Genomic DNA, 17,179 nt, shown 5'->3' with positions numbered 1-17,179 from the left:
TTTGTCATTTCGACGAAGGAGAAATCACACAAAGTAATCACGAGTGAGATTCCTGCGGAATGACAACTAGGAACATAAAAAACGGCTCACTTTCGCAAACCGCCTTTTAAACTTTTAAACCATTAAACTCTTAAACTATTTTTAAGAATTCATAATCGATTCAATCTCATCCACTTCAATAGGAATATTTCTCATTAAGTTAAACGCTTCACCTTTTTCTTGAATTACCATATCATCTTCAATACGAATTCCGAAACCTTCTGCTGGAATGTAAATTCCTGGTTCAACGGTGAACACCATATTGGCTTGCATTGGTTCGTGTAATAATCCGTAATCGTGTGTGTCTAATCCCATGTGGTGAGATGTTCCGTGCATGAAATATTTTTTGTACGCTGGCCAATCTGGATTTTCGTTTTGAACATCGGCTTTGTCAATTAATCCCAAGCCTAAAAGTTCGGAAGTCATGATTTTACCAACTTCTACATGATATTGTTTCCACAAAGTTCCTGGAACTAACATTTTTGTTGCTTCATTTTTCACACGTAAAACCGCGTTATACACTTCTTTTTGTCTATCAGAAAAACGTCCCGAAACCGGAACCATTCTAGTCATATCACTTGAATAATTCGCATATTCTGCACCAACGTCAAGCAAAATCAAATCACCTTCGTTACATTGTTGGTTGTTTTCAATATAATGCAACACATTCGCATTATTTCCCGAAGCAATGATTGGCGTATAAGCAAAACCTTTGGAACGATTTCTTAAAAATTCATGCGCAAATTCGGCTTCTATTTCGTATTCCATTACGTTTGGTTTTACGAAATTCAAAATTCTACGAAATCCTTTTTCAGTGATATTACACGCTTCTTGAATCAAATCCAATTCTTCGCTTTCCTTTACAGAACGAATTCTTTGCAAAATAGGATTCGATTTCTCTACTTTATGTGCAGGATAATTTTCCTTCCACCATTTGATAAAACGCGCTTCACGAGTTTCAGTTTCAATTACGGCACGATAATGCTCGTTGGTGTTGATATAAATTGTGTCGGCATAAGTCATAACTTCTTTCAAAGTTTTATGAAAATCTTGCAGCCAAATCACGGTTTTAATTCCAGCAACTTCAAAAGCTCTTTCTTTAGTAAGTTTTTCGCCTTCCCAAATTGCGATGTGTTCGTTAGTTTCTTTTAAAAATAAAATCTCTTTCAAATGCTCATATGGCGCATCCGGAAAAAGCAACAAAATACTTTCTTCTTGATCAACACCCGATAAATAAAAAATATCGCGATGTTGTGCAAAAGGCAAAGTAGAATCGGCAGAAACTGGGTAAATATCGTTCGAATTAAAAACAGCAACACTATTAGGTTTCATTTGTGCCGTGAATTTTGCTCTGTTTTTAATAAACAAATCACGGTCTATTTGATGGTATTTCATATGTAAGTTTTTATTGTTTTTTAATGGTCATATGCAATCGCCAAGTGGCTCATGTCATTTTGAATAAATTTGATAATTTCTATTTACCAAAATTACACAAACTATCTTTTTAATGTGTAGCCAAATGGCGTTATTTTTTATTTACACGAATTTCACGAATTAGCACGAATATTAAGTACACAAATATTACACGAAGCAAAATATTCGTGAAATAATAAAGACAAAGAATTCGTGAAAATTTGTGAAATTCGTGTAAAATCACAACGCGTTTTTACGAATACGACTCATGTGACGAGACGAAATTCCTAAAAACGAAGCCAAATAATGCAACGGAACTTCTTGCAGTAATTTAGGTTCGGTTGCTAAAAGTTTTTTGTAACGTTCTTCAGGCGTTAATGTTAGCAAGTCAATTCGATAATCATCGATTAAGCAAATTTGTTTCTCAATAACATTGTAATAAAACTGATGAAATGCTTTGTTATTTTCTATCAAATCCTTGAACGTTTTCAAATCAACAATCCACAATTTACAATCGGCAATTGCTTTTATGTTTTTTCTTGATGGTTTTCCAAATAAAAAACTGCTTAATGAAGAAGTAACTGAGTTTCTCAGCGCCAAATAAGTCGTCTTTTCTTCATCCAAAATTTCGATGGAATGCTGCAAAATGCCACTTTCAACAAAGCAAAAATGCTGGCATACTTCATTTTCCTTGACAAAAAAATCGTTTTTCTTTAAATGTAAAACTTGAAAACTTGCTCTAGCCTTCACAAGCAATTCTTCCATAGATTGCTCATTCACATCAATAAATTGACATAAATAATCAAGAAAAGCATCGTTTGATTTTAAAACTGGCATTTGTAAAAGTTTCAACAAAAATATCCAAATACTTTTCAACTCAGATTAAAATCTATATTTTTATAAAAAATTTCACAATGAGAACTAAATTTTTGTCACTGCTTTTTCTTTTTGCAATTAGTCTTCACGCACAAGACAAAAAATCTTATCAACTATTTGATAAAAACGGAAAGAAAGTCTCTTACGATAAATTGTTAAAAGCATCTTTAAAAACACAAGTTGTTCTTTTTGGAGAATATCATAATAATTCTGTTTCACATTGGTTGCAACTTGAATTAACTAAAGATGTTGCAGCAAAAACACCTGTGGTTCTTGGTGCAGAAATGATAGAAGCCGATAATCAAACACAATTAAACCAATATTTGAAAGGTGAAATTGATCAAAAGAAGCTAGATTCTACAGCGCGTTTGTGGAAAAATCATCCAACAGATTACAAACCTTTGGTTGATTTTGCTAAAGAAAATAAATTCGATTTTATTGCAACGAATATACCAAGACGTTATGCTTCCATGGTTTTCAAAAAAGGATTAGAAGAACTTCAAACACTAAAAGACGAAGAAAAATCCTGGATTGCACCTTTACCAATAGAATTCGACATCAATCTTCCGGGTTATCAAGGAATGATGAACATGCAAGGCGGACATGCAGGCGACAAAATGCCAAAAGCTCAAGCCATAAAGGACGCAACAATGGCTTATTTAATCAATAAAAATGTAAAGCCAAACTCGGTTTTCATTCATTACAACGGAACTTACCATTCAGATAATTTTGAAGGAATCAATTGGTATTTAAAAAAATACAACCCAACCATTGAAATTATAACCATTTCATGTGTCGAGCAAAAAGATGTTTCTAAATTAGAGAAAGAGAATTACAATAAAGCCAACTACATTCTCGTTATAGATGAAGATGTAACAAAAACGTATTAAAATCGTCTAATTTATTTGAAACGAATGGCTTGCGCATTTTTTGCAATCCATTTTCCCGCTTTCCGTTGCAATGTTTATTGTTTTGAAAGAACAAAACAATAAACATTTTCACTGCAATCGGGGTTAAAAACCTAAACCATAGCATGAAAAAACTTCTAGTTACAACATTTTTATTGGCATTGATGATTCCGTTTTTTTCGTGTTCTACAGACGATAACGAAGAACCAATGCTTATCGTAAAATTTAAATTCGATAAAAATCAAGCTAGATTAAATAATTTAGGCCAGCCATCAACGGTAGCTTCAGGAAATGCAGCGCAATCGCCAACTTTCAATTCCATTTCGGCACATTATCTAGAATTGGCGCCAACAGCAACAACACAACTGGGCAATGGTGCAATTTTATATCACGCGCCAGAAACTTCTCTTGGAGGAAGCAATGCCATCGATTTTAGTCAGTCCAAAATTGTAGGCCAAGACGAAGTTTTTCTAAAAATTCCACTTAGTCAATTACAATCAGGAAATTACGAATGGTTGAGAGTTTCACTTTCTTATCAAAATTACAGCATCAACATTAGAAACCAAGGAGTTGATTATGCAGGAACTTTAGTAAGTTTCGTTGGTTTCAATAATTATATAGGATCGCATTCCATAGGAAACAATATTTTTCCAATAAACGGAAATCGTGCACAAGGTTATTGGGCATTTGCTTTAAACAATCAACCGTATTCTTCGTCAGGTCAAGCACCGGCAGGAGCAACCACGGTTCCAAATCCACTTGCATCTACATCACCAATTCCTGCTGGTTCGTGCGTAGTAACAGGAAAATTTCCAACCAATTTAGTTATTACAGGAAACGAAACTAAAGACGTGACCATCACACTTTCACTTTCAATAAACAACAGTTTCGAGTGGAGCGAAGTAATTCAAGACGGTAAATTTGAGCCTTCTCAAGGAGAAAATGTGGTCGATATGGGATTACGCGGATTAATTCCAACGTTTGTAAAGTAATTTTGTTTAACAAAAAACCGCGATATTTATCTTCTTAACACTTTGAAAATCAACAAGTGTTAAAGCCACTTTAAATTCATTATAAATTACACCGAAAAGGTTGTAGTTAATATCAAATAGCTGTATTTTTGTGTGATTTTTTAAAATAAATTATACAATCTTATGGCAAAATCTGCACTTTTAAAGTCATCTATCGCAAAGAAATATTGGATGGCTCTTACAGGTTTATTTTTATGCTTGTTTTTGGCAGGACATTTAGCTGGTAATCTTCAGTTAATTTTTAGTGATGCATTGCATTTCAATCAGTACGCATTGTTCATGACGTCAAATCCAGCGGTAAAATTACTTTCTTACCTAACTTACATTTCAATTCTTTTTCACGCGGTTGATGGTTTTTTACTAACCTATCAAAACATCAAAGCAAGACCAATTGGTTATGCTAAAAACAACCCGAGTAAAAACAGTAGCATTTCTTCAAGAAATATGGCTGTTTTAGGAACATTAATTTTAGTGTTTATTGTAACGCACATGGTTAATTTTTGGGCAAAAATGCATTTTGACGAAAACATGCCTTTGCAAACAGTAACTGTAGAAGCGATGGGGCAAAAACAAGAATTATATCTTACTACAAATGAAGGATATTTGCCTGTTGCTCAAATAGCAAAAAGCTATGAGGATGCTACAAAAACTGGAGCGCAATCGTACATTGCAAACACAACTGAGTTCTACAACACACAAGCTAAAGTAAAAATTGGTGAAGGTTACAAAGATTTACACAAAATAACAGTTGCCTTTTTTAAGGATGCTAAATTTGGTTTGATTGCTACAATCTTATATGTAATTGCAATGGCAGTTTTAGCTTTTCACTTATTACACGGATTCAGCAGTGCGTTTCAATCACTTGGATTAAACAATCCAAATTGGACGCCAAAAATCAAATTCTTTGGAGCTGCTTTTGCAATTATAGTTCCAATTTTATTTGCAATTATTCCGGTTTACATTCACTTTTTCTTAAAATAATCAACATCAGATATACATTATGAAGTTAGATTCAAAAATACCAGAAGGTCATATTTCTAAAAAATGGACCGATTATAAAGATCATTTAAAATTAGTTGCTCCAAACAATAGACCAAAAATTGATATTATTGTAGTTGGAACTGGTTTAGCTGGTGCATCTGCTGCAGCTTCGCTTGGAGAAATGGGATACAATGTAAAAGCATTTTGTTACCAAGATTCACCAAGAAGAGCGCACTCAATTGCTGCACAAGGTGGAATTAACGCTGCCAAAAATTATCAAAATGATGGTGATAGTATCTTTAGATTATTCTATGATACTATTAAAGGTGGTGATTACAGAGCGCGTGAAGCAAACGTTCACCGTTTAGCAGAAGTTTCAGGAAATATTATCGACCAATGTGTAGCTCAAGGTGTTCCTTTTGCTCGTGAATATGGTGGATTATTAGATAACCGTTCGTTTGGTGGAACACAAGTACAACGTACTTTTTATGCTGCTGGACAAACTGGTCAACAATTATTATTAGGTGCTTATTCAGCACTTTCTAGACAAATTGGTTTAGGTCGCGTTAAGCAATTTAACCGTCACGAAATGCTAGATTTAGTAAAAGTAGACGGAAAAGCACGCGGAATTATCGCACGTAATTTAGTTACAGGTGAACTAGAAAGACATTCAGCTCATGCTGTTGTTATTGCAACTGGTGGATATGGAAACGTATATTTCCTTTCTACAAATGCAATGGGAAGTAACGTAACTGCGAGCTGGAAAATTCATAAAAAAGGAGCGTTCTTTGCAAATCCTTGTTTTGTGCAAATTCACCCAACTTGTATTCCTGTTCACGGAACTAACCAAGCTAAGCTTACTTTAATGTCTGAATCTTTACGTAACTCAGGAAGGATTTGGGTTCCTAAGAAAAAAGAAGATGCTCAAGCTATTCGTGAAGGCAGATTAAAGCCAACAGATTTAGCAGAAGAAGAAAGAGATTATTATTTAGAAAGAAAATATCCTTCTTTTGGAAATTTAGCGCCAAGAGATATTTCATCAAGAGCTGGAAAAGAAGTTTGTGATGAAGGAAGAGGTATTGAAGCAAATGATACTAATGAAGGTGTTTTCCTAGATTTCTCTTCAGAAATTCAAAATAAAGGTAAACAAGCTGCTTTTGCACAAGGAAATCACAATCCAACACCTGAAGAAATAACAACTTTAGGGAAACAATGGTTAAAAGAAAAATACGGTAACTTGTTTACAATGTACCAAAAGATTACAGATGAAAATCCGTATGAAACTCCAATGAAAATTTATCCAGCGGTTCACTACACAATGGGTGGCGTTTGGGTTGATTATAACTTACAATCAACTATTCCTGGTTGTTTCGTAGCTGGAGAAGCTAATTTCTCTGATCACGGTGCAAACCGACTTGGAGCTTCGGCTTTAATGCAAGGTTTAGCCGACGGATATTTTGTTCTTCCTTACACGGTTTCAAATTATTTAGCAGACGAAATTAGAACTGGTAAAATATCAACAGAAACTCAAGAATTTATCGATGCTGAAAACAACGTTAAAAATTCAATCGAGAGTTTATTGAAAAATAAAGGTTCTAAATCGGTTGATCATTTCCACAAACGTCTTGGTTTGATTATGTGGAATAAAGTTGGAATGGCTCGTAACGAAGCTGGACTAAAACAAGCTATTGAAGAAATTGCTGCTTTAAAAGAAGAATTCTACAACGATGTTTATGTTCCTGGAACGGCAGACGAATTAAATCCTGAATTAGAAAAAGCACTTCGTGTTGCCGATTTCATCGATTTAGGTCAGCTTATGGCAATGGATGCTTTACAAAGAAAAGAATCTTGTGGTGGACATTTCCGTGAAGAATATCAAGATGCAGAAGGAGAAACACTTCGTGATGACGAAAACTTCTCTTTTGTAAGTGCTTGGGAATATATGGGTTATGACATCAGCAAAGAAATTCTTAATAAAGAAGAATTGAAATACGAGTTTATCAAAATTGCAGCTAGAAATTATAAATAATATACAGTATGTCTTCAGCAAAAAATATAAATATAAACCTTAAAATTTGGCGTCAGAAAAACGCTAAAGCAAAAGGTAGCATGGAAACTTATAAATTAGATAATGTTTCTACTGCAAGTTCGTTTTTAGAAATGCTTGATCAATTGAACGAGCAACTAATTAACGACAAAAAAGAACCAGTAGCATTCGATCACGATTGTCGTGAAGGAATCTGCGGAATGTGTTCGTTATACATCAACGGACGCGCTCACGGACCAGATACTGGAACAACTACATGTCAGCTACACATGCGTAAATTCAACGATGGCGATACAATTTTTATCGAGCCATGGAGAAGTAAAGCGTTTCCAGTTGTAAAAGATTTAGTAGTTGATAGAAGTGCTTTCGATAGAATTCAACAAGCTGGTGGTTTTGTTTCTGTAAATACCTCTGGAAATACTATTGATGCTAATGCAACTCCAATTCCAAAAGACGATGCTGATAAAGCGTTTATGGCTGCTGCATGTATTGGTTGTGGTGCTTGTGTTGCAACTTGTAAAAACGGTTCAGCAATGTTATTCGTTGGAGCTAAAGTATCTCAATATGCTTTGTTACCACAAGGAAAAGTAGAAGCTTCGCAACGTGTTTTAAACATGGTGCGTCAAATGGACGAAGAAGGTTTCGGAAACTGTACTAATACTGGCGCATGTGAAGTAGAATGTCCGAAAGGAATTTCTCTAGAAAACATCGCTCGTATGAACAGAGAATATTTAAAAGCAAGTATTAAGTAATTAATCACTTCTCGAAATAATCAAGAACGCATTCATTAATTTGGATGCGTTTTTTTTTATCTTTGAAAAACCAACTTACAACACAATGAGAAAAATTCTTTCAGCACTATTTCTATTCACTTCAATAGTTTCATTCGGACAAAATTACCACAAACACGTCAACCCAATGATTGGAACTGGCGGACACGGACATACGTATCCTGGCGCAACGGTTCCGTTTGGAATGGTACAACTTTCTCCAGATACTAGAATTGATGGAAGTTGGGATGGATGTTCGGGTTATCATCACGATGATTCTGTGATTTACGGATTTTCTCACACACATCTAAACGGAACTGGTTGCACCGATTATGGCGATATCATGTTGATGCCAACAATGGGCGAACCCAATTTTAATCCAAAAGAATACGGTTCTAAATTCTCACATTCGAATGAAAAAGCAACAGCCGGATTTTATTCTGTGAAGTTAGACAAGCACAATATTGATGTCAATTTAACGACTTCAACTCGTGTTGGATTTCATCAATATGTCTTTAATAACGCTGGTCAAGCCAATATTATTCTCGATTTAAACCATAGAGACAAATTGCTATATGGCGATATAAAAATTATCGATAATAAAACGATTGAAATTCTAAGAAGAAGTGAAGCTTGGGCGAAAGATCAATACGTTTATGCTCGAATTGAATTTGATAAACCGATGCAAATTTCTAAAGTTGAAGCCAATGAAGAAAACAAAAAAGACTTTTATTCTGGAACTGTTGTAAAAGTGAGTTTTTCGAAACAAGTTAAAAAAGGCGAAAAAATTTCAGTAAAAGTATCGCTTTCGCCAACAAGTTATGAAGGAGCAAAATTAAATAGTTCTGAAATAAAAGGTTGGGATTTCAATAAAGTTAAAAAGGAAGCCGAACAACTTTGGGACAAACAATTATCGAAAATAGAAATTACTGAAACCGATAAAGACAAATTGGCGATTTTCTACACGGCTTTATATCACACAATGGTTCAGCCCAATATTGCGCAAGATATTGATGGAAAATACCGTGGTAGAGACAACAAAGTTCACAATGGCGAAGGATTTGATTATTATTCGGTATTCTCACTTTGGGATACGTTTCGTGGTGCGCATCCATTATATACGTTAGTCGAAAAGAAACGTACTGCCGATTTCATAAATACTTTTCTAAAACAATATGAACAAGGCGGAAGATTACCAGTTTGGGAATTGGCGTCCAATGAAACTGATTGTATGATTGGTTATCATTCTGTTTCGGTTATGGCTGATGCTATGGCAAAAGGAATTAGTGGTTTCGATTACGAAAAAGCATTTGCAGCAGCAAAACATTCTGCGATGTTAGATCATTTGGGATTGGATGCTTATAAAAGACAGGGTTTTATTTCGATGGATGACGAGCACGAAAGCGTTTCTAAAACGTTGGAATATGCTTACGACGATTGGTGTATTGCACAAATGGCCATTATTTTAAATAAAACAGAAGATGCTAGTTATTTCATGAAGCGTTCTCAAAGTTGGAAGAACATTTTCGATTGGGAAACTGGTTTTATGCGACCAAAGAAAAATGGCGGTTGGGACAAACCCTTCGACCCAAGAGAAATTAATAATAACTATACAGAAGGAAATTCGTGGCAGTATTCGTTTTTTGTGCCACAAGATATTGAAGGAATGATTGAAGCGTATGGCGGAAAAAATAAATTTGAAGCCAAACTTGATGAAATGTTCAACTCCGAAAGTAAAACTACAGGACGCGAACAAGTTGACGTAACAGGATTAATTGGTCAGTACGCGCACGGAAACGAACCAAGTCACCACATGGCGTATTTGTACAACTACATTGGAAAACCAGAAAAAACTACCGAAAAAGTACATTTTATTTTAAATAATTTTTACAAAAACACACCAGACGGATTAATAGGAAACGAAGATTGCGGACAGATGAGCGCTTGGTATGTGTTGAGTTCTATTGGTTTATATCAAGTTACTCCTGGAAAAGATATAATGAATATTGTTAAACCTCTTTATAAAAATGCACGTATAAGTTTATCAAATATGCAATATACTATTCCCGATTTTAATCAAGATATTAATTTTATAGACTTTAAAATCTTAGGTTCTAAATTTAAAAGTGGATTTAAAAATTATGAGGAATATACTTTTTATAAATTTCAAACATTACCAGTAATTGAAAGCACTGGTAAATCTTTTAAAAACACTCATTTAATAAGTGTAGATTCAAAGATTGATGTTGGATTTGATGAGGTTTATTATTTTGTAGATTACGATTTTAAAGAAAATATAGATGATAATGCAAAATTTATAAAATATACAAGTCCATTTGAAATAAACAGATCTGCCAAAGTATATGCCTTTATAAATTTTTTAGTGACTGGTATGTTTAAAGATAATACTTATAAAAGATTTACAAAAAGTAGTACAATCTCAGCAACTTTCTTCAAAAAACCAAACAATTATACCATCGACATAAAATCTACTTATAATCCGCAATATCATGCTGGAGGAAAGGATGGTTTATTGGATGGAATTAACGGTTCAACTAACTGGAGAAAAGGCGATTGGCAAGGTTATCAAAGTCAAGATTTTGAAGCCATTGTTGATTTGCAAAACGTAAAAGAAGTATCCAATTTCAGTTCAACGTTTCTACAAGACCAACGTTCATGGATTTTAATGCCAACCAAAGTTGAATATTATAGTTCTACGGATAATGTCAATTTTACTTTAATCACTTCGGTTGCCAATGATGTTGATGCCAAAAAAGAGGAAAACACCATTAAAGATTTCAATTTTAAATCATCAAAACCAATTAATGCAAGATACATAAAAGTGAAGGCGTATAATTATGGAAGACTTCCAGAATGGCATATTGGCTATCATGATAAAGGCGAGGCATTTATTTTCGTCGATGAGATTACAATCAAATAAATTATTTAGATTTCTCAAATTTCTCTAATCTGTGTTCCAAAAACAAGTATCAAAAGATACTGAAAACAAGTTCAGCATAAATGAAAATAGCCTTAATCCAAACCGAACTATCCTGGGAAAATCCCAATGAAAACAAAGCTTTACTTCAAGAAAAGATAAATGCTATTTCGCAATATGTCGATTTAATTGTTTTGCCAGAAATGTTCACATCCGGATTTACAATGAATCCGAAAAATGTTGCGCAAACTATGCAAGGCGAAGCGATTTCTTGGCTAAAAGAAACAGCAAAAGAAAAAGATTGCGCCATCACAGGAAGTTTAGTAATAGAAGAAAACGGCAATTACTTTAACCGATTGATTTTTGTATTTCCATCAGGCGAAATTCAAACGTATGATAAACGACATCTGTTTACTTTGGCAGGTGAAGATAAAGTTTACACTGCTGGAAAAGAAAAATTAATTGTAGAATATAAAGGATTCAAAATCTGTCCGCTTATTTGTTATGATTTGCGTTTCCCGGTTTTTGCAAGAAATGTTGAGGATTACGACGTCTTAATTTATGTTGCCAATTGGCCAAAACCGCGAGTAAACGCTTGGGATATTTTGCTAAAAGCACGCGCCGTAGAAAACATGAGTTATGTAATTGGCGTTAATCGTGTTGGATTAGACGAAAATAATCATGAATATGTTGGTCATTCACAAGCAGTTGATTTTCTTGGAAATTACCTTCAAGAACCACAAGAAATTGAAGGTGTTTTTATAGTAGAATTAGATAAAAACGAACTATTAGAAACCAGAGAAAAACTAAATTTTCTAAATGACGGAGATGAATTTAAGTTGGCATAATTTTCCAAAACTAGCTAAGTTTGAAACATAACTCGAAACACGCAACCCGAAACACGCAGACTAACTATTTCCCAACATTAAACGGTTGCTCGACATCCCAATTTTCATTGACTCGTACGCCTTCTGGAAAGTAAATAACTTCTTCACTTTGCCGCTTTTCTAAATAACTTCCTGGTGTCCAAACGCCGTCTTTATTGGTGTCGTATATTGCTCTAATGGTGAAAACATTCGCTTCTAAAAGATTAAATTCAACCGTGCTTCCTTTTGAATTATCGGTTCTAATTTCAGAGGCTTGTACTTTTCCATCTTTATCTGTAAGTTCGATAATTATAGGATAACGCTTCACATTTTCAAGGACAACTCTTAAATTTCCATAATTGGAAGTATTTCGAGTTTCAAATTTATAGTTTAAAGTATCATTTTGTTTTTCGTAAAAATCGGTTAAAGCTCCAGGCAAAAGCTGAATCGAATATTTCTCAAGCGGTTGTTTTTCGAAATCAAAAACCACTTGCTGTTTAAAATCATCGTAAATTGTTGTAAATGTAACGGCTGTAGAATCTTTTCGAATAAATTTAATTTTAGAATTATCAATTTTCTCAATCGGAATGCTTGTATTTATCTTGAATTGTTCTCTAAAAGCTAAACTACCAGTTTTCTCGGCGTTGAAACTTAAAGTGTCATTTTTTTGTTCTTTTACTTTCAATGTAAATTTTTGATCAAATTTGTCTTTAGAAACAGCAATCGTAATCGAGTCATTTTTCATTGGTTTGAACCAAATTTGCAACGAATCTTTACCTGAAAATCTAGAAATTTTAAACGGAATAGTTTCTGCTCCTTTTCGTAGTTCAAATTTTACATCTTTCGGATTGCCTTCAAAACCAATTAACGCTCTATTTCCAGACACTTGATTTGGTTTAACTGCCTTAAATGGAATATTTTCTTTAAAAAGATTTAGTTCGTAAATAGTATCGTTTGGCAAAGTAACAAAGTCTTTTTTGAAACCAATTTTATCAGTTTTTGGATCAAATTTATTGTTGTTGTTTTTGTCTTGAATAGCAACTAAACGGTATTTTCCTTGCTTTAAATTCTCCAATTTAACCAATTTCAAACTATCAAGCGAATTGGTAATGTATCGCGGAGTTTCTTTGTAAATAGTAGAATCGGTGTATTTTTCATTTACTTCATACAACATAAAAGATACAAAATTTGGAGATTTTTGTTCTATTGCATCTTTAAAAGTAGCACTCAATGCCAGTGAATCGATATAAGTTCCAGTAGAGAAAACATATTTAAATTGAGGCAAAGCATTTCCTTCGTTATTGTCTTGAATACTTTGACCAAAATTCAAACTGTAAGTAGTGTTTTTCTGTAAGGTATCCTTAAATTTTACTATGATGTATTTACTAGCATTGTAAGGCAAAACTTCTGGAGCTTTAGACATTGGAGGCGAAACAATCAACTGTTTTCCAACGTTTTTTAGTTTTACATATTCATCAAAATAAAGTTTTATTTCGGTTCCTTTAAAATTTACTGTTCCGTTTTCTGGTGAACTAAATCGTAATTCTGGCGCCAAAGTATCTTTTGCTCCGCCAGTTATTGTGCCTCTTTTTGCACAACCAACAACAGCAATAGCCAATAAAATAAGACAGTATTTTGAAAAACGCTTCAACATCAATATAAATTTTAACTACCGCAAAATAACAATTATATTTAGTGTAAACGAAATCTTTTTATTTATAATTAACTAAAAACCATTACTGCGTCATCGCCATGCAAACAATACTGATTTTGGCACCAGGAATTTTAAGTAATTCTCTACTACAAGCCTCAAGCGTTGAACCAGTTGTGATCACATCATCAATCAATAAAAAATGTTTATTGTGGTGATTTTCATCAAATTGTACTCCGAAAATATTCTCAACAACAGTGCTTCGTCCCAGAATTGATTTTGTCGTTTGAGTTTTAGAATAAATATTTCGAACTAAAATTTTATCGTTGTATTTAAGATTTAAACTTTCAGATAATGATTCTCCAAATGTGGTGACTTGGTTGTAACCTCTTTCTTTTAAACGTTTTACGTGCAATGGAACAGGAATTATGAAATCTACGTCACTTATTTCGATACACTTTTTGAGTTCTTCAGCATACCAAAATCCGATGGCAGTTCCAATTTCTTGATGACCTTTGTATTTTAATTTGTGAATCATTTCTTGAGCAATTCCTTTTTTGTGAAAATAGAAAAAAGCTGCTGCAAATTCAACCGGAATTCTTCCGTAAAACTTACTGAAAGCTTCATTGTTTTTGAATTTATGATGATTGGTAAGCGCAATTTCATGACGGCATTCTGTGCAAGTTACATATTCATTAGACAACAAAAAGGAGTTACATCCTGCACATGATTTTGGAAAAAATAAATTTATTAGATTCTGAAGCATAAATTCGATTTCTATAAAATGGTTGCTAAATTTATAATTTATTTAATAGACAAACTTGTAGAAAGTTTACTACAAAAGTTTTACAAATCTATAAATCTATTCGACATAACGTTTTGTTTGAAAGTGATTTTTCAATTTGATTAGTTTGGTGTTTCATGGCATTTTATAATATTCAAAAAAATCTTTCAATCTAAAATGTTAATTAGCTCAGTTTTTATATTTTTGTACCATTATGGCAAAACAAGAAGATAATTTTAAGAATGTAATTTCGCACGCAAAAGAATACGGATTTATTTTTCCGTCAAGCGAAATTTACGATGGTTTAAGTGCGGTTTATGATTACGCACAAAATGGTGTTGAATTAAAGAAAAACATTCGTGAATATTGGTGGAAATCAATGGTTCAGATGAATGACAATATTGTTGGACTTGATGCTGCAATTTTAATGCATCCAACAACTTGGAAAGCTTCGGGTCACGTTGATGCCTTTAACGATCCATTAATTGACAACAAAGATTCTAAAAAAAGATACAGAGCCGATGTTTTGGTAGAAGATTATGCCGAAAAATTGAATCTGAAAGCCAAAAAAGAAATTGAAAAAGCGAGTGTTCGTTTTGGAGATGCTTTTAATGAGCAAGAATTTATCACAACCAACGCAAGAGTTGTAGAATATTTAGCCAAAGAGAAAGAAATTAGAGAACGTTTAGGTCGTTCTTTAGGAAATGGAGATTTGGCCGATGTAAAAGCATTAATCGAAGAACTAGAAATTGCCGATCCTGAAACTGGTTCTAGAAATTGGACCGATGTAAAGCAATTTAACCTAATGTTCGGAACAAAATTGGGTGCATCTGCAGAAAGCGCAATGGATTTATACCTTCGTCCAGAAACGGCTCAAGGTATTTTTGTGAATTTCTTAAATGTTCAAAAATCAGGTAGAATGAAAATTCCGTTTGGAATTGCTCAAACTGGTAAAGCCTTTAGAAATGAGATTGTTGCAAGACAGTTTATTTTCCGAATGCGTGAATTTGAACAAATGGAAATGCAATTTTTTGTAAAACCAGGCGACGAAATGAGATGGTACGAACATTGGAAAACAACTCGTTTAAACTGGCATTTATCGTTAGGTTTAGGACAAGAAAATTACCGTTTTCACGATCATGATAAATTAGCGCATTACGCCAATGCTGCAGCTGATATCGAATTTAATTTCCCTTTCGGATTTAAAGAATTGGAAGGAATTCACTCTAGAACGGATTTTGATTTAAAAGCACACGAACAATTTTCGGGCAAAAAGTTACAGTATTTTGATACTGATGAAAATAAAAATTATGTTCCGTACGTAGTTGAAACTTCAGTTGGATTAGACCGAATGTTTTTAGCCGTTTTCGCAACTTCATTAAAAGAAGAAACACTTGAAGATGGTTCAACAAGAACAGTTTTAAGTTTGCCATCGGTTTTAGCGCCAACAAAAGCAGCTGTTTTACCATTAGTTAAAAAAGATGGTTTGCCAGAAGTAGCTCATAAAATCATTGAAGATTTAAAATGGGATTTCAATGTGGCTTACGATGAAAAAGATGCTGTAGGAAGACGTTACCGTCGTCAAGATGCTCTTGGAACGCCATTTTGCATTACTGTTGATCACCAAACACTAGAAGATCAAACGGTAACCATTCGTCACAGAGATACCATGAAACAAGATCGTGTAAACATTTCTGATTTACGCGGAATCATTAACGAAGAAGTTTCTATGAGAAATTGGTTGATGAAAACAGTTTAATAACAACAAAACATAAAAAAAGCCCATTTTGATTTGATTCAAAATGGGCTTTTTCTTTTATAATTCAGTTAGAAACGATATCCAACCGTTATTCCTGCTCTTCCAATTAACTCATAATCTCTGTCGTCATATTGATTATTGAATAAATTACGACCAACACCAGCATTTATTTCCAATAACAAACCTTTTTTTGTTACCCATTTTCCACCAAGACCAATTCCTAATGCAAAATCGGTTAACGTTTTTTGTTCGTAATTATAATCTGTAGAAGTTTCTTCATAGATATAGTCATCAACGTTATTTAGCATACCAAATGCTTCTCCAAAAAATCCAGAGGCAATTTTTTTACCAAAATAATAGCGGTAATAACCAGTTGCAGTATAATTAATATCCCAATTATCATTATCAAAAGGAGCATTAAGAGAAACTCCAACTGCCGATTCTTCGTTTAAAATTCGTTCGTACGAAACATCGAAACTTCCTAAAATAAGATAAAGCGCGTTTACTTTAAGTTCATTTTTATTCACGATTGAAGTCGGCTCATCAGTTTGACTAAATCCGTTTGTGCAGAATAAGGAAACCACTAAAAGAGTAATTATTTTTTTCATTATTTTATTTTTTTCGTAAATCTAAATGTTTTTTTTATTTCAAATACAAATTTAACAACAAATTAAATTCAATCTTCTTTAGGTAAATTAATTTCGGTTAAAACAAAATCTTTTACTTTTTCCCAAGTTTTTAGGTTTAGCGAATAGTAGATGTTGTTTCCTTTGCTTTTTCCTTTAATGAGTTTCACTCTTTTTAGTTCAGACAAGTGTTTTGAAACGGTTGATTGTGCCAATGGTAATACTTCAATAATATCTCCACAAGCACTCGATGGCGAATCCATTAAAAACTGAATAATTTTTAATCGTGCTGGATTTCCTAAAGCTTTTAGAATATCTGACATTTCGTTAATTTTAAAGGAGAAACCAAACGTTTTTGTAATTCCCATATCGCTATATATAATTTTGTTGTTTAGTATTTTAAATCGGTTTTATTTCAATGATTTTCTGATGATGTTATTGATCTGTCTCTTATACACATCTCCGAGCCCCCGAGACTAAGGCGACTCTC

Annotated in this window: 14 protein-coding genes; 8 read left to right on the top strand and 6 right to left on the bottom strand. The window is 33.5% G+C overall.

The genetic code is table 11. The features are described from left to right. Positions 1 to 141 precede the first annotated feature (141 nt). Together DIU01_RS15165 and DIU01_RS15160 are read right to left on the bottom strand one after the other, a co-directional pair. The gene (locus tag DIU01_RS15165; RefSeq protein WP_290835925.1) at positions 142 to 1,434 is read right to left on the bottom strand and encodes an aminopeptidase P family protein; all 1,293 of its coding nucleotides are present in this window, start codon (positions 1,432 to 1,434) and stop codon (positions 142 to 144) included. A gap of 258 nt (positions 1,435 to 1,692) precedes the next feature. Next, the gene (locus tag DIU01_RS15160; RefSeq protein WP_290835923.1) at positions 1,693 to 2,289 is read right to left on the bottom strand and encodes a Crp/Fnr family transcriptional regulator; all 597 of its coding nucleotides are present in this window, start codon (positions 2,287 to 2,289) and stop codon (positions 1,693 to 1,695) included. 77 nt (positions 2,290 to 2,366) lie between these two features. Between DIU01_RS15160 and DIU01_RS15155 the strand changes: the two genes are divergently transcribed. From DIU01_RS15155 to DIU01_RS15125, 7 genes are all read left to right on the top strand, one after another. Further along, positions 2,367 to 3,218: a ChaN family lipoprotein gene (locus tag DIU01_RS15155; protein ID WP_290835921.1), complete on the top strand. Its 852-nt coding sequence runs from the start codon at positions 2,367 to 2,369 to the stop codon at positions 3,216 to 3,218. Between the two features lie 143 nt (positions 3,219 to 3,361). Further along, the gene (locus DIU01_RS15150) at positions 3,362 to 4,228 is read left to right on the top strand and encodes a hypothetical protein (RefSeq protein WP_290835919.1); all 867 of its coding nucleotides are present in this window, start codon (positions 3,362 to 3,364) and stop codon (positions 4,226 to 4,228) included. A 162-nt stretch (positions 4,229 to 4,390) separates the two neighbouring features. Then, positions 4,391 to 5,248 carry a succinate dehydrogenase cytochrome b subunit gene (locus tag DIU01_RS15145; protein ID WP_290835917.1) on the top strand — a complete coding sequence of 286 codons (858 nt, stop codon included), beginning with the start codon at positions 4,391 to 4,393 and terminating at the stop codon, positions 5,246 to 5,248. 19 nt (positions 5,249 to 5,267) lie between these two features. Then, on the top strand, positions 5,268 to 7,277 hold the full coding sequence (locus DIU01_RS15140; RefSeq protein WP_290835915.1) for a fumarate reductase/succinate dehydrogenase flavoprotein subunit: 2,010 nt from the start codon (positions 5,268 to 5,270) through the stop codon (positions 7,275 to 7,277). An 8-nt stretch (positions 7,278 to 7,285) separates the two neighbouring features. Beyond that, positions 7,286 to 8,047 (top strand): succinate dehydrogenase/fumarate reductase iron-sulfur subunit, encoded by a 762-nt coding sequence (locus DIU01_RS15135; RefSeq protein ID WP_290835914.1) that lies wholly within the window; start codon positions 7,286 to 7,288, stop codon positions 8,045 to 8,047. Positions 8,048 to 8,132: 85 nt separating this feature from the next. Then, the gene (locus DIU01_RS15130; protein WP_290835912.1) at positions 8,133 to 11,006 is read left to right on the top strand and encodes a GH92 family glycosyl hydrolase; all 2,874 of its coding nucleotides are present in this window, start codon (positions 8,133 to 8,135) and stop codon (positions 11,004 to 11,006) included. Between the two features lie 80 nt (positions 11,007 to 11,086). Then, complete coding sequence (locus tag DIU01_RS15125) at positions 11,087 to 11,851, top strand: amidohydrolase (RefSeq protein ID WP_290835910.1); 765 nt, start codon at positions 11,087 to 11,089, stop codon at positions 11,849 to 11,851. Between the two features lie 64 nt (positions 11,852 to 11,915). On the opposite strand, the gene DIU01_RS15120 is transcribed toward DIU01_RS15125, so the two are convergent. Next, positions 11,916 to 13,523, bottom strand: a complete 1,608-nt coding sequence (locus DIU01_RS15120; protein WP_290835908.1) for an Ig-like domain-containing protein — start codon at positions 13,521 to 13,523, stop codon at positions 11,916 to 11,918. A gap of 82 nt (positions 13,524 to 13,605) precedes the next feature. Then, positions 13,606 to 14,286, bottom strand: coding sequence for a ComF family protein (locus DIU01_RS15115; RefSeq protein WP_290835906.1), 681 nt, complete (start codon positions 14,284 to 14,286; stop codon positions 13,606 to 13,608). A gap of 232 nt (positions 14,287 to 14,518) precedes the next feature. Here DIU01_RS15115 and DIU01_RS15110 point away from each other — a divergent pair, with 232 nt between their 5' ends. Continuing rightward, the gene (locus tag DIU01_RS15110; protein ID WP_290835904.1) at positions 14,519 to 16,063 is read left to right on the top strand and encodes a glycine--tRNA ligase; all 1,545 of its coding nucleotides are present in this window, start codon (positions 14,519 to 14,521) and stop codon (positions 16,061 to 16,063) included. A 68-nt stretch (positions 16,064 to 16,131) separates the two neighbouring features. On the opposite strand, the gene DIU01_RS15105 is transcribed toward DIU01_RS15110, so the two are convergent. Further along, positions 16,132 to 16,671 (bottom strand): DUF3575 domain-containing protein, encoded by a 540-nt coding sequence (locus DIU01_RS15105; RefSeq protein WP_290835902.1) that lies wholly within the window; start codon positions 16,669 to 16,671, stop codon positions 16,132 to 16,134. Positions 16,672 to 16,739: 68 nt separating this feature from the next. Further along, positions 16,740 to 17,012 carry a helix-turn-helix transcriptional regulator gene (locus DIU01_RS15100; RefSeq protein ID WP_290835901.1) on the bottom strand — a complete coding sequence of 91 codons (273 nt, stop codon included), beginning with the start codon at positions 17,010 to 17,012 and terminating at the stop codon, positions 16,740 to 16,742. Positions 17,013 to 17,179 lie beyond the last annotated feature (167 nt).

It is taken from the genome of Flavobacterium sp. (assembly GCF_003525665.1).
GTDB lineage: Bacteria > Bacteroidota > Bacteroidia > Flavobacteriales > Flavobacteriaceae > Flavobacterium.
The sequence above is the reverse complement of the archived record's forward strand: the minus strand, read 5'-3'. Positions and strand labels throughout refer to the sequence as shown.